Origin of the sequence: Bacillus andreraoultii (genome assembly GCF_001244735.1) — a bacterium.
Taxonomy (GTDB): Bacteria; Bacillota; Bacilli; order Bacillales; family Caldibacillaceae; genus Caldifermentibacillus; species Caldifermentibacillus andreraoultii.
Genome location: NZ_LN868937.1, coordinates 1,034,873 through 1,049,512 on the forward strand (window position 1 = coordinate 1,034,873; position 14,640 = coordinate 1,049,512).

General features: G+C 37.0%; 13 protein-coding genes. 12 read left to right on the forward strand and 1 reads right to left on the reverse strand.

The genetic code is table 11. From position 1 onward, the window contains the following. Positions 1 to 33: 33 nt before the first annotated feature. From BN2144_RS10185 to BN2144_RS10240, 12 genes are all read left to right on the forward strand, one after another. Positions 34 to 1,209, forward strand: a complete 1,176-nt coding sequence (locus BN2144_RS10185; RefSeq protein WP_033828135.1) for an acyl-CoA dehydrogenase family protein — start codon at positions 34 to 36, stop codon at positions 1,207 to 1,209. A gap of 128 nt (positions 1,210 to 1,337) precedes the next feature. After that, on the forward strand, positions 1,338 to 2,102 hold the full coding sequence (gene fabG, locus BN2144_RS10190; RefSeq protein ID WP_033828136.1) for a 3-oxoacyl-ACP reductase FabG: 765 nt from the start codon (positions 1,338 to 1,340) through the stop codon (positions 2,100 to 2,102). Between the two features lie 13 nt (positions 2,103 to 2,115). After that, the gene (locus BN2144_RS10195; RefSeq protein WP_033828137.1) at positions 2,116 to 2,565 is read left to right on the forward strand and encodes a MaoC family dehydratase N-terminal domain-containing protein; all 450 of its coding nucleotides are present in this window, start codon (positions 2,116 to 2,118) and stop codon (positions 2,563 to 2,565) included. Beyond that, on the forward strand, positions 2,562 to 2,963 hold the full coding sequence (locus BN2144_RS10200) for a MaoC/PaaZ C-terminal domain-containing protein (RefSeq protein ID WP_033828138.1): 402 nt from the start codon (positions 2,562 to 2,564) through the stop codon (positions 2,961 to 2,963). The genes BN2144_RS10195 and BN2144_RS10200 overlap by 4 nt, the downstream gene beginning before the upstream one ends. Before the next feature lie 164 nt (positions 2,964 to 3,127). Beyond that, positions 3,128 to 4,336, forward strand: a complete 1,209-nt coding sequence (locus tag BN2144_RS10205; protein ID WP_033828139.1) for an acyl-CoA dehydrogenase — start codon at positions 3,128 to 3,130, stop codon at positions 4,334 to 4,336. 117 nt (positions 4,337 to 4,453) lie between these two features. Next, positions 4,454 to 5,623 (forward strand): thiolase family protein, encoded by a 1,170-nt coding sequence (locus tag BN2144_RS10210; protein ID WP_033828140.1) that lies wholly within the window; start codon positions 4,454 to 4,456, stop codon positions 5,621 to 5,623. A 118-nt stretch (positions 5,624 to 5,741) separates the two neighbouring features. After that, on the forward strand, positions 5,742 to 6,611 hold the full coding sequence (locus BN2144_RS10215; RefSeq protein WP_033828141.1) for a branched-chain amino acid ABC transporter permease: 870 nt from the start codon (positions 5,742 to 5,744) through the stop codon (positions 6,609 to 6,611). Continuing rightward, entirely contained in the window at positions 6,608 to 7,591 is a 984-nt protein-coding gene (locus BN2144_RS10220; protein WP_033828142.1) for a branched-chain amino acid ABC transporter permease, read from the forward strand. The genes BN2144_RS10215 and BN2144_RS10220 overlap by 4 nt, the downstream gene beginning before the upstream one ends. 9 nt (positions 7,592 to 7,600) lie before the next feature. Then, positions 7,601 to 8,371 (forward strand): ABC transporter ATP-binding protein, encoded by a 771-nt coding sequence (locus BN2144_RS10225; RefSeq protein ID WP_187366999.1) that lies wholly within the window; start codon positions 7,601 to 7,603, stop codon positions 8,369 to 8,371. Further along, the gene (locus BN2144_RS10230; protein WP_033828144.1) at positions 8,364 to 9,071 is read left to right on the forward strand and encodes an ABC transporter ATP-binding protein; all 708 of its coding nucleotides are present in this window, start codon (positions 8,364 to 8,366) and stop codon (positions 9,069 to 9,071) included. Before BN2144_RS10225 ends, BN2144_RS10230 begins: the two co-directional genes overlap by 8 nt. 172 nt (positions 9,072 to 9,243) lie before the next feature. Then, positions 9,244 to 10,437, forward strand: coding sequence for an ABC transporter substrate-binding protein (locus tag BN2144_RS10235; protein ID WP_033828145.1), 1,194 nt, complete (start codon positions 9,244 to 9,246; stop codon positions 10,435 to 10,437). Between the two features lie 111 nt (positions 10,438 to 10,548). Continuing rightward, entirely contained in the window at positions 10,549 to 12,072 is a 1,524-nt protein-coding gene (locus BN2144_RS10240; RefSeq protein ID WP_033828146.1) for an FAD-dependent oxidoreductase, read from the forward strand. 94 nt (positions 12,073 to 12,166) lie between these two features. On the opposite strand, the gene BN2144_RS10245 is transcribed toward BN2144_RS10240, so the two are convergent. Beyond that, positions 12,167 to 14,299 (reverse strand): cell division protein FtsA, encoded by a 2,133-nt coding sequence (locus tag BN2144_RS10245; protein WP_033828147.1) that lies wholly within the window; start codon positions 14,297 to 14,299, stop codon positions 12,167 to 12,169. Positions 14,300 to 14,640 lie beyond the last annotated feature (341 nt).

Here is a 14,640-nt window from a genome sequence, read left to right on the forward strand (position 1 = left end):
GATAAACAATAAAAAAGAAATGGAGCGATGATCATGCATTTACGATTAACTGATGAACAAAAAATGGTACAAGAAACGATTCGAAAATTTGTTGAAAAAGAATTAATTCCTTTAGAAAATGAAGTGTTACGAAATGAACGTGAAGGAAGACCGAGCCTTGCTCCTGAAAAAATAGAGGAACTTCAACAAAAAGCAAAGAATGCGGGGTTCTGGGGCATTAATACACCAGCTGAATATGGCGGGGCAGATCTTGGACAAATGATGCAGGCAATTGTTGCTATGGAAGTTTCTAAAACATTTGTCCCGTTCAACTTTGGTGGCTCTGCTGATAATATTCTTTATTATTCCAATGAAGAACAAAAGAAAAAATATTTAATTCCAACAATCAATGGCGAAAAAAAGTCATGTTTTGCGATGACAGAGCCTGGTGCGGGTTCAGATACGAGAAATATTCAAATGACAGCTGTGAAAGATGGAGATGAATGGGTATTAAACGGGGAAAAAACATTTATTACTGGTGGCAATGATGCAGATTTTGTTATGGTTATCGCCATTACTGATAAAGAAAAACATGCAAAAACGGGTAGAGATGGTGTCACATGTTTCATCGTCGATCGAGATATGGGATGGCGCTCCGAATATATTCATACAATGGGTGAATGGGGACCAGCAAGTTTAGTGTTTGAGAATGTACGAGTGCCTGAGGAAAACATTCTTGGTGAACTACATGGAGGATACAAACTCGGTTTAGAGTGGATAGGATTTGCGAGATGGATTGTCGGCGCTCGGGCAGTTGGTGCAGCGGAACGATTACTTCAAATGGCTATTGATTATTCAAAAGAACGTGAAACATTTGGTAGACCAATTGCTGATCGTCAAGCGATTCAATGGATGATTGCCGACTCTGCTGTTGAAATTGAAGCGGCACGTTGGTTAGTGTTAAATGCTGCTTTTACACTAGATCAAGGGGAAGATAATCGTCATCTTGCTTCAATGGCAAAATTGTATGGAGCCAATATGGGTAACCGCGTTGTTGATCGTGTATTACAAATTCATGGTGGAATGGGTTATACAAAAGAGTTACCGATTGAACGTTGGTACAGGGAAGCACGACTATGGAGAATTTATGATGGTACAGATGAAATTCAGCGCATGATTATTTCTCGTAACTTATTAAAAGGCCATGTTCATATTGGGGATTATATTTAAAATTCCTTTAGAATACAAACGTGTTTTTTACAAATTTAATGATGAAATAAAGGAAGGAACGTGACAAATCAAGTCATTTCCTTCTAATAAAGTTTACATGCGAAAAGAATGGGAATGGAGGTTACACAATGGGAAAACGTTTTGAAGGAAGAGTGGCACTTGTAACAGGAGGTAGTCGTGGAATCGGTAAAGCAATTGCTAAACTTTTTTTAACAGAAGGAGCAAGTGTTGCAATTATTGATATCAACCAAGAAGCACTAGATCAAACAGCAACAGAATTTGCCCAATCTGGTTATGAAGTATTTACGAAAGTAACGAATGTCGTCAATAAAAATGAAGTAGAAACGGTGGTGCAAGAAGTCGTTGAAAAATATGGATCACTTGATATTCTCGTGAACAATGCTGGAATCATACGTGATAATTTGTTATTTAAAATGACGGATGATGATTGGCAACAAGTCATGGATGTTCATTTAAAAGGTTCATTTCATGTAGCTCGTGCAGCTCAAAAATATATGGTTGAGAAAAAATATGGCAGAATTATTAACATATCCTCGACATCTGCGCTTGGAAATCGTGGTCAAGCAAATTATTCAACGGCCAAAGCAGGGTTACAAGGTTTTACGAAAACATTAGCGATTGAATTAGGTAAATATGGAATCACATCAAATGCGGTAGCCCCTGGGTTCATTGAAACTGAAATGACAAAAGCAACGGCAGAACGGGTAGGTGTCTCTTTTGAAGATTTTATTAAAGCACGTGCTATGGAAATTCCAGTGCAAAGAAGTGGAAAACCAGAGGATATAGCGAATGCGGTAGCCTTTTTTGCCGATGAAAAATCTTCGTTTGTCAATGGTCAAGTGTTATATGTAGCTGGTGGACCAAAAGCTTAAAGGAGTGATTCCATTGTCTAAATTATGGATTGGGAAAAAAAGTAATAAGGTGAAGAACGGAGTAGATCGTTTATTAGTGAAACGATTTGCTGAATCAATCGGCGACCTACACCCGATTTATGTCGATGAGGAATATGGACATAAATCCAAGTATGGATGGAATATTGCACCACCAACCTTTCCAAGGGTATTTGAATATGGCGAATTAGAAGGCGTCCATTTACCAAATAAAGGCTTGATTCATGGGGAGGAAACTTATCATTACGAACGTCCATTAATTGTTGGTGAAGAAATTTATTGTTATACCGTTGTAGAAGATTATTATGAAAAAACTGGTAAAAATGGCGAAATGGGGTTTGTTGTTTTAAAACGGGTTGGTGAAGATTTAAAAGGTAATGTGATCTTTACAGAAATACAGACAGTTATTATTACAGAAGCGGTACGAAAGGGGTTGAATGTGTGAGCACAATTACGGAGTTAAACGTTGGTGAGACGTTGGAAGTTAAATTAGACCCTGTATCAAGATTAGATTTAATTAAATATGCTGGTGCTTCAGGTGATTTTAATCCGATTCACACGATTGACGAGGAAGCAGTGAAAGCGGGTCTTCCAGGAATTATTGCTCATGGAATGTGGACGATGGGAAACTTAAGTAAACTCTTTACTCCATATTATGAAGAAGGATTTATTGAAGATTATACAGTGCGTTTTGCTGGAATGGTTTTCTTGAATGATGTGTTAACATTAAAAGCTATTTTAGAAGAAAAAAATGATAACAATTTAATATTTAGTGTGAAAGCAATTAAACAAGACAATAAAGAAGCTGTAAAAGGCCGTGTCCAATTTAAGTTGTATAACTAACAACAAAGGTTCATACATGTGAGCTAGGAGCTTAGCAAAATAGTAATAAGTTTTGAGCAAAAATAGTAATCAAAATCTTATGCTGTTCACAGCGTCCTAGCTTTTTTTATACACCACCTAATCAGAAAATTCTGCAAAAAAACAATTGTAAAGGAGTGGGATTGTTGGAATTTACGTATTCAGACCGAGTAAAAGATTATCAGAACAGGTTAATTGAGTTTATGGATGAATTTATCTATCCGAATGAATCGGTTTATGAAGAACAGTTAAATGAATATGATCGCTTTGCTACTATTCCACCTATTATTGAGGAATTAAAACAGAAGGCGAAAGAACGGGGATTATGGAATTTATTTTTACCGGATAGTGACTACGGAGCAGGACTTACAAACCTAGAGTATGCCCCTCTCTGTGAAATAATGGGACGGTCAAGTATTGCCCCTGAAGTATTTAATTGTGGGGCACCTGATACTGGAAATATGGAAGTACTCGTTCGTTATGGAACAACTGAACAAAAGGACAAATGGCTTGTCCCACTATTAAATGGTGACATTCGTTCATGTTTTTCGATGACGGAACCAGATGTTGCTTCATCTGATGCGACAAATATTCGAGCTAGTATTATTCGTGATGGAGATGAGTATGTCATCAATGGGACGAAATGGTGGTCCTCTGGTGCTGGAGATCCACGTTGTAAAATATCAATTGTGATGGGGAAAAGTGATCCTGGAGCTCCGAAACATAAACAACAATCAATGATACTCGTCCCCCTTGATACACCTGGGGTGACAATTAAACGAGTTTTAAATGTATTTGGTTATGATCACGCGCCTCATGGTCATGCAGAAATTGAATTTAAAAATGTACGAGTGCCTGCTAGTAATATGTTACTCGGTGAAGGTAGAGGATTTGAAATTGCTCAAGGAAGACTCGGTCCTGGTCGAATTCACCATTGTATGAGAACAATTGGTGCAGCAGAAAGAGCATTGGAGTTACTCACAAAGCGGGTGCAAGAGCGGGAAACATTTGGTAAGAAATTGGCGGAACAAGGTGTGATTCAAGAATGGATTGCTAACTCAAGAATTGAAATAGAGCAAGCAAGATTATTAACACTAAAGGCTGCTTATATGATGGACACGGTTGGAAATAAAGAAGCAAAGGCGGAAATAGCCATGATCAAAGTCGTTGCACCAAATATGGCGTTAAACGTAATTGACCGGGCCATTCAAGTGTTTGGCGCATCAGGTGTTAGCCAGGATACACCACTTGCGGCAATGTACGCCAATATTCGAACGTTGAGACTTGCTGACGGACCAGATGAAGTGCATCGACGAACCATTGCTAGAGAAGAACTAAAGAAGTATCGGTCGTAAAGGAAAAGGTTGGTATGAACGGAGATTAGAATCTTTATAGTAAAGCTAAATAAAGAAGTAAGATTAGAAGTTTTTCATTTTGAATGAATAGGAAAAATGCAAAGGAGTGGATTTTTTATGAAGAGAGATGCAGTGATTGTATCTGCGGTGAGAACAGCAATTGCAAGACAAGGGATGGCACTGGCTTCAGTACCTGCCCATGTGTTTGGTGCGGAAGTTATGAAAGAAGCAATAAAACGAGCAAAAGTGGATCCAGAGCAAATTGATGATGTTATTTTAGGAAATGTATTAAGCGGAGGCGGAAATATTGCACGTTTAACCGCTTTACAAACAGGTTTATCGTTGAATATTCCGGGACTTACGATAGATAGACAATGTGGTTCAGGTATGAATGCAGTTGAATTGGCAGCCCAAGCCATTCGGGCAGGAGAAGGAGATATTTATGTTGCTGGTGGAGTAGAAAGTATGAGTCGGGCACCGTATTTGCTGGAACGAGCTGAAAAGGCCTACAGTATGAATCCGCCGCAGTTTAAGAAATCCCAACTTTCTCCAAAAAAAATAGGGGATCCACCAATGGGGATTACCGCTGAAAATTTAGTAAAGAAATATCAAATTTCTCGTGAAGAACAAGATGAGTTTGCTCTTCGTAGTCAAAGACGGATGGCTCAAGCAATGGCTGAAGGACGATTTGATGAGCAAATTGTGCCGATAACAATTCCAGTTCGAAAAAGAGAACCAATTGTTTTTAAACAGGATGAACACCCGCGTCCTGAAACAACAATCGAAGGACTCGCAAAACTACCTCCAGCATTTTTGCAAGGAGGAACAGTTACAGCAGGGAACAGTTCTGGTTTAAATGATGCAGCAAGTGCACTTGTTATTATGTCCCGTGAAAAGGCAGAAGAGATCGGCCTTAAACCTTTAGCAACTGTTCGGGAAGCAAGTGTGGCCGGTTGTGACCCAAATATAATGGGAATTGGACCGGTGCCAGCAACAAAGAAGGTGTTAGAAAAGTCAGGTTTGTCCATTCATGACTTCGATTTAATAGAAATAAATGAGGCGTTTGCAGCACAAGTGATTGCATGTAATCGAGAATTAGATATGGATATGGAAAAAGTAAATGTGAATGGTGGTGCGATTGCTCATGGTCATCCACTTGGGGCAACGGGTGCGATTTTAATTACAAAAGCAATCTATGAATTAGAACGAATACAGGGCAAAAAAGCGTTAATTACTGCATGTATCGGTGGTGGTCAAGGAATCGCTGTAATTATTGAAAGGGGTTAGAGCGAAACCGTTAACCGTATAGTTATCTAGTCCTGTGTCTAAGTTTATAGGGGGATGCAGGACTAGCAGATAACAGACTCACTTTTGAAATTACGATTATTTGAAAGGAGGAGGTAACTTGGAAATCCTTATTCAACAACTATTTAACGGACTAACAATTGGTAGTGTTTATAGTCTTGTTGCTTTAGGTTTAACACTTGTTTACGGAATTTTGCATATTCCAAATTTTGCCCATGGTGCTCTTTATATGATGGGTGGCTATTTAACATTAACGGTTATGACTTCGTTTGGAATGCATTACGTAATAGCCATCCTTATTTCTCTAATTGTTGTAGGTTTATTAAGCGTTTTAATGGATCGACTTGTCTTTCATCCATTAAGACATTCCCCACCCATTCAACATAAAGTAGCAGCAATTGGTATACTCCTATTCCTTGAAGCACTTGCTCAGTTTATTTGGGGTGCAGATTATCGGCAAATGTCAACACCATTTGGTCAGGTGATTGATTTATTCGGTCTTACAGTAACTTTACAACGGATTTTAATCGTTATAACGGCGATAACAATTATGATCCTTCTAACCATCTTTTTAAGGAAAACTTTTATTGGAGCAAGTATTATTGCAATGGCACAAAATCGGGAAGGCGCTTCATTAGTAGGAATTAATACAAATCGAGTGACAATGTTAACCTTTTTTATTGCTGGTATTTTGGCTGCTATTGGGGCATCATTAACCGCACCAATTAACCTTGTTTTCCCGGCAATGGGTCATCTCGTTATATTAAAGGCATTCGTCATTATTATCATTGGTGGGATGGGAAGTATACCGGGAGCCATTCTTGGTGGGTATATACTTGGATTTACCGAGTCTATTGGTGCAACTTATATATCTAATGATTATAAGGATATCATTGCATTTATCTTGCTCGTCATTATTTTAAGTGTTAAACCTCAAGGAATTTTTGCAAAAGGGGGGAGCATAACTTGACCATATTTAATAAACGAAACGTAATCATTGGGTCGATTTTACTTGCCTTACTCTTCCCGTTCATTATGCCAAATAGCTACTATTTGTATGTCATGACCCTATCCTTTATTTGGATTATAGCTGTTTATGGATTGAATATAGTGGCAGGTTTTACTGGTTATTTATCGCTTGCTCATGCTGGTTTCTTTGCCATCGGTGCTTATACATTCGGGCTTTTAACAACAAAGACGAACATCGGCTTTTGGGCCGCATTTATCGCAGCACCGATAATTACAATGATTATTGGAACTGCCATCGGTTTGATCTCTTTACGAACAAAAGAACATTTTTTTGCAATCTATACATTGTGCGTTGGCTACATTATCTATCTAGTAATTGATAAATGGGAAAGTTTAACTGGTGGTGTGCGTGGATTAATCGGCATCCCTTCTTTACCTGATATTGGACCGATTAGCTTAACGGACCCAACAAATCAATATTATTTTGTGTTAGCTATTATGTTACTTTCAATTTTTGTTGCTTATCGACTTGTCCATTCATTAGTCGGTAGAACATTAATTGCAATTCGTAATAGTGAAATGTTAGCGCTATCACTTGGGATTTCTACGACAAAAAATAAATTACTTGCATTCTTGCTATCTACTTTTTATGCAGGAGTGGCAGGAGCTTTATATGCTTGCTTTATTCGCTTCCTTGGTCCAGATATTAGTTCGACAAATATTATGTTTGATTTATTAACTTTCTTAATAGTGGGGGGCATTGGGACATTATCAGGGCCTATAATCGGGACACTCTTAATTGTATGGACCTCGCAAACATTACAGTTTTTACAAGATTATCGAATGCTCATATTTGGCCCATTACTTACCTTAGTCATTATTTATTCACCAATGGGGATTGTTGGTTTCTTTTCCAAGTTGTTTATGAAAAGAAGGGCACGGAAAAAGATACCAATCATTGAAGTTGAAAAACAAATGTAGAGGGGGGTGATGAATTTGTTTTTAGAAACACATAACTTAACTAAAAGCTTCGGTGGTCTTGTTGCTGTAAAGGATGTCGATTTTTCAATTGAAGAAGGAAAAATCAATGCCATTATTGGTCCGAATGGTGCTGGAAAATCAACCTTTTTCAACTTGATTAGTGGGGTTCATAAACCGACTTCCGGACAAATTATTTTCAAAGGTCAAGATATTACAAAAATGCCAGCAAATAAAATCGCAAAGCTAGGTGTTGCCCGAACGTTTCAAACGACGAGTTTATTTGAAACGGCAACTGTCTTTGAAAATATTATCGTTGGTCACCGTTTAAGAACAAAATCAAATTTATTTGATGCAGTATTAAGAACGAAGCGATTAAAAGCGGAAGAGAAAGCGAGCCGGGACAAAGCGTTAGAAGTGTTGGATTTCGTCGGCTTGTTACATGTGAAAGATGAGATTGTGGCGAATATTTCTCAAGAGGAAAAGAAACGAACGGCTTTTGCTCTTGCACTTGCCACAGATCCTGAAATCATTTTTCTAGATGAACCGACTGCTGGAATTAACCCTGAGGAAACGGATTCTTTGTCTCAATTAATTTTAAAAATGGCTGAAAATGGTTTAACGGTTTGCTTAATTGAACATAAAATGCAAATGGTCATGAGCTTGGCTGAGAAAATTATGGTTTTAAATTATGGAGAAAAAATTGCGGAAGGTACCCCGGAAGAAATTCAAAATAATGATTTAGTTATTAAAGCTTATTTAGGAGGAAGTGTTCATGCTTAAATTAAATGATATTACAGTAAAGTATGGGAATTACGCCGCGATTCAAAAGATTGATATCGAAGTAGGAGAAGGAGAAATTGTTGTTTTACTAGGTGCAAATGGTGCTGGGAAAACAACAACATTTCGGGCAATAAGTGGGCTTAACTCGTTAGCTTCGGGGGAGATTATCTTTCAAGGTACATCTATTGGTGGGAAATTACCAGACAAAATTGTAGAACTCGGAATTGTTCAATGTGCTGAAGATAGAAAGCTCTTTCCACATATGTCTGTTGATGAGAACTTAATGATGGGTGGATTTGTCCATCGTAAGCAAAAGAATGAGTTGAAACAGAGATTAAAAGATGTATATGAGCTCTTTCCTATATTATATGAGAAGAGAAATGATCATGCTGGTTCATTAAGTGGGGGTCAGCAACAAATGGTAGCGATTGGTCGTGCGATGATGTCGAGGCCAAAATTAATGTTGCTGGATGAACCTTCTATCGGTTTAGCCCCTTTAGTTGTGGAGCAAATGTTTGAAAGTATCAAAGAAATTAACAGAGAAGGGACAACAATTTTACTAGCTGAACAAAATGCCAATGCCGCTTTGAGTATCGCAAACCGTGGTTATGTGTATGAGAATGGAAGAATTGTGATTGAAGGAAGCTCAAAAGAATTATTTTCTAATGAAGAAGTTCGTAAAGCTTATATTGGTGCTTAATAGGGATAAAATAAATAAATTTACAGTTTAATAATCTCCTGTTTTTTTAGTGTGGTTAGATAAGTATGACGAGAACGGGTGGAAAGTGTAATAACGGTATATCCGCGGGCTTCCACAATTAATAAGAACAAGTGATATACCTTTATTCATAAAATCTTTTAGGAGGGTCAGGATGAAAAAGAAATTAAAATTGTTGTTTGTTGTATTGGTAGGTATGTTTATGATGTTAGCAGCATGTAGCCAAAACTCAACAGGAGGCAGTAGCAATGGTGGGGGAGGAAAAGGGAAAGACGGTGAAAATGTAGTGAATATTGGATTCACTGGTCCGTTAAGTGGTCCTGCAGCAAGTTATGGAGAAAAAGCATTAAGTGGAATGAAACTAGCAGTTGAAGAAATTAATGAAACAGGTCTTGAAGTTGATGGAAAAAAATATAAATTGAACCTTGTTTCCTTAGATGATAAATATTTACCAAATGAAGCTGCTGCAAACGCACAAAGACTTGTCCAAGAAAATAAAACACCGATTGTATATACACCTCATAGTGGAGGGATTATGGCGTTACAAGTATTCAATGAAAAAGATAATTTTATCATTGGTGCTTATTCAAGTGAACCTACAATTACCGAAAGTGGAAATAAGCTAACCGTTCGAATTCCGCCAAGATATGACGGTTATATTGAGCCATTTACAAAGTATTCGATGGAGCGTTTTGGTAAGAAACTTGCTGCGATTCCGACCGTTACACAATATGGAAAAGATTGGGCTGAAGTTTTATTACCATATTGGAAAAAAAGTGGAGGAGATGTTGTTTATGAATCAGCTGTTGATTTTACAAAGGATACAGATTTCTTTACGATTTTAACAAATGCATTAGAAAAGGACCCTGATGTACTATTCATTGGGGGACCATCTGAACCAACGGCAAAATTAGCAAAACAAGCACGTGAGTTAGGGTTTAAAGGTGGTTTCATCGTCATGGACCAAGCAAAATTGGATGAAATGAAGGCGGTAACAGATAACTCTTATGAAATGTTAGAAGGAGCTATTGGTACCATACCATTAGTTGATGCTGGCTATCCTGGAACAGATCAATTTGTAGAAAAATATCGAGAAAAATATGGTAGTGACCCGGGGGCAGAAGCTGGATTTCATTATATGAGTGTCTATATTTTTGTAGAAGCGATGAAAGCGGCAGGAAGTGTAGATAACCCAACTGAGATTCATAAACATATACAAGATGCACTAGATGCGTTACCAGATGATAAAAAGGTTTATGAAGTGCCAAGTATTGATGAAAAGGGTGGGTTTGTCATCCCAGTACGAGTGGCAGCAATTGAAGAGGGGAAAATTGTCTATATTGAATAGAAATATTCCGTGAATCTTATCGTTATGAAATAATTAATAAAAACAACTAGCATAGTCTCTCCTTTGAATGGGGAAAATGATGGCAGAAATCATTCAAAGGAGAGAATATTTATGAATCAGAAACTTCCTCAAAATCCTACTTCTTATTGGCAAGAAAGTATACAACTACAAGGGTTTCCAACATTAAATGAAGATATAGAAGTTGATGTGGCGATTATTGGTGGTGGAATTACCGGTGTTGCGTCTAGTTATTTACTAACAAGAGAAGGTATTAAAGTAGCTTTAGTTGAAGCGGATCGTTTACTGACAGGAACGACTGGAAATACAACGGCTAAGCTAACAGCACAACATGGACTTTTTTATGACGAGCTTATTCAACATTTTGGCGAGGAACAAGCGAAATTATATTACGAAGCGAATACGGACGCAATGGAATTAGTAAAAAATATAATAAATAATCATCAAATTGATTGTGATCTTATACAAGAAGATGCTTACGTATTTACAGAAACAAATCAAACGATGAGCAAGCTAGAGAATGAATTAAAAGCTTATGAAAGATTAGGAATACGTGGAAAGTTAGTTACTGAAACGTCTCTTCCTTTTTCGGTAAAATCAGCAATCGTTATGGAAAATCAAGCTCAGTTTCACCCATTGAAATATTTACGAGGACTTGTTGAAGAAATCGTTCAGAAAGGTTGTCAAATTTTTGAACAAACTGTTGCATTAAAAGTTGAGATGGGTGAGAGGCCAAAGGTTTTATTAAAAAATGGGAAGACCATCACATGCAAGTTTGTATTAAGTTGTTCCCATTTTCCATTTCATGATGAAGGGTTTTATTTTGCACGAATGACTGCGGAAAGGTCTTATGTTGTAACTGCACTAGTAGAAGATGAATTTTCAAGTGGTATGTATATTAATGCCGAAGAGCCGACGAGATCCATTCGATATACTCCTTATGGTAGTGAAAAGCTAATGATTATTAGTGGCGATCACCATAAAACAGGACAAGGTGGATCTACTGATTTACATTACGAAAATTTACAAAAGTATACAGAAAATACATTTCAAGTAAAACAATTTGTTCATCGTTGGAGTGCTCAGGATTATTCTACACTTGATAAAGTTCCTTATATTGGTCAAATTACTGATTTGAATAAAAACATTTTAGTTGCAACAGGATTTCGGAAATGGGGAATGACACATAGTCATGTTGCTGCCCAAATTTTCCGGGACATTATAGTAGAGCAAGAAAATCCATTTATAAACGTATACACGCCTTCGAGATTTCAGCGAGACCCGTCATTAAAGCGATTAGTTAAGGCAAATGTAGATGTTGCTAAACATTTAGTGAAAGGGAAATTGCAAAATCCGAAAAAAACAGTGAATGAGTTAAAAAATGATGAAGGGTCAATCGTTGATGTGGATGGCAAACGGTGTGGTGCTTATAAAGATGAAACGGGGAACATTCATCTTGTTGATACAACATGTACCCATATGGGGTGTGAAGTAGAATGGAATAATGGGGAGCGGACATGGGATTGCCCTTGCCATGGCTCACGGTTTGCGATAAATGGCGATGTCGTTGAAGGTCCAGCGGAAAGACCGTTAAAAAGAATAGAGATGAATAAATGATGAAATTCAAAATTGGTTGTAGAACGAAAAGCTTATATAAAGAACAGAAAAAGGAATATACGATGAAAGTACATTCCTTTTTCCATGATAAAAATCAACTATTACTTGTTGCCACTAAAACTTCAAGATGATCACCAGGTTCAATCTGATCAAAGAAAGTGGCCTCTTTTTTATTAATTAAAATTTGATAGCTACCTTTCGCATCCACTGGTAGTTCAAAGTCAACAAAGCGAAAAACATCTTGAAAAATAAACGGAGTATATGGAACTTGTTCAACAATTAATGAATCTCCATTGTAAATCGGACTATCTGATTCGAGTTCTATATCACCGCGTTTTATCGATGTTAGCCTTTTTGTTAAAATAACTTCCTTCTCATTAAACTTTATTGGTAGAGAAGTTAGTAGTTGCCAATTTTGAATAAGAGCAAGATCTGCTACGGTTGGAGGATTAGGATTTGAAATTTCAATCCAATCACCGTTTGTAACTTGTCCATGTAAAGAAACTTCTTTACCATTTTTTTGAACTTTCGTAGTAAATTGCGGAATCGTTTTTCGTTCATTATTAATTTCGATTGTAAAAGTTTGAATAGGGATATTTAGTTGATTTAAGATTTTATCTATCGTATTCATTTCAATAAGTATAATTTCATCACGATCATGGATTTGAACATCTTTTGTTGCCTTTTGTCCATTAACTGTTACATCTGGTATGAGCTCGTATTGTTTACCATTTATTGAAACTATTTTTTTATAATCTTGAAGTAAATCATTTAAAGTGAGAATCGCATCTTTTCCATCTTCACCTTTTTCTGCAGTAATCAAATCCCCGTTTTCTACAGGATCGTCTAAAGAACAGACTTTACCGTTTTTTAATAAGTTTGGTGGAGAACCGAAAGTCCCGCTAAGTTTTACTACTTCTCCATTTATCGTAATGATTTTGGCAAGTCCAGGTCTTCCATATAATTGGCTCATTTTTATTCCAGCTTGTAAAAGACAATCCCCTACTGTTAACTGTTTCACTTCGAATATACGAACAGGTAGGTCATTAACGTAGATTGTTCGATATTGAAGTGGGTTTTGATTAGCTGACACCGCAATTCCTATTGGTGTAATTAGTTCGGGTCCATGGTTCACATCATCTTCTTCGATATGTAAATTCTGAATTGCATCAATCCCCCGAATGGCTACTCGGTTGGATGGTAAGTTTAAATGGTTAGCAATCCTTTCACTTAACCCAGGAGTTAAACTTCCACCACCAATTAACATAACGGCTTTTGGTGATTTGAGGCCATTTAAGCGGAGAATCTCGCTTGTAATCTTTTCTGCTAAATGATCAACCATTGTAGTAAGTGCTTGTAACACTTCTTCATGTTCTATCGTTTGCTCAAAACCTAGTATATCTTGAATGGTAATCGTTTGATTCGTAGATAATTGTCGCTTTACTCGTTCAGCAACTGGAAAGTCTAATAGAAAGTGATCACTAATCGCTTCGGTAACTTCATCTCCCGCCATTGGTACCATACCGTAATTGACAATAGTTCCTTGATCAGTAATTGCAATATCAGAAGTACCGGCTCCAATATCGACAAGTGCAACATTTAATCGACGCATCGATGGCGGAATCAAAACATGGATAGCAGCAATCGGTTCAAGTGTTAACGCATCAATTTCTAAATTGGATCTTTTTAATGCCGTTGCTAAAGAATCAATGACAACTCTTGGTAAAAAAGTTGCAATAATTTCGACAGTCGCTTCATTCCCAATTTGATCGATTAAATTTCCGATCTTCTCTCCGTCTAAATAATAGTAAAGAACAGAATATCCAACACAAAAATATTGGGAATTGAGCCCATGTTTTTCTTTTATTTGTTGCTCGGCTTTTTGAACTGCCATTAATTCAAGATGGATAATTTCTTCCCGATTAAGTTTTCTACCTTTAATGGAACTAGATACTTTTGCTTCTTCTGTTTTTAATGAGCGGCCTGCTGCGGCAACATTGACTTTCGTTAAAGGTCCAAATTCAATTTCTAATTCTTTTTTTACATCTAATATGATTTCGGCCACTTTTGTTACATCATGAATCTGCCCATCTAACATTGCCCGATCTTTATGGTTTTTAACAACAATTTTTTTGACGATAGATTGATTCGTTTTTTTTTCTAAAATCGTTCCAACGATGGAATTCGTTCCAATATCGAGGGCAAAAATTTGACTATTTTCCTCCATACGACCACCTCTTTATGAAATGAAGGGTTTTTTATATAGTTAAAAAAGTAGTAAACGTTATCACTAACTAATTTGTTCATATACTCTAGTTGAAATTTAGCATATTTTAAGGTTAATATAAAGTGAAACTTGCATTCGTGGGTGTTTTCCCCACGAATGGTTAGTAGAACCAATCGGGCATTACGGGCTGTTTTCCGGGCATTTCCTTTTAAAGAGAATAATCTATTTATCGGAAATTACAGCCCGTTCATGCGGGATAAAGTGGAACTTCCACATACTCTATGTATTTATGTGAATAAATGAGCTAATGATTGTTAATGACGGACACCTTAAATCATCAT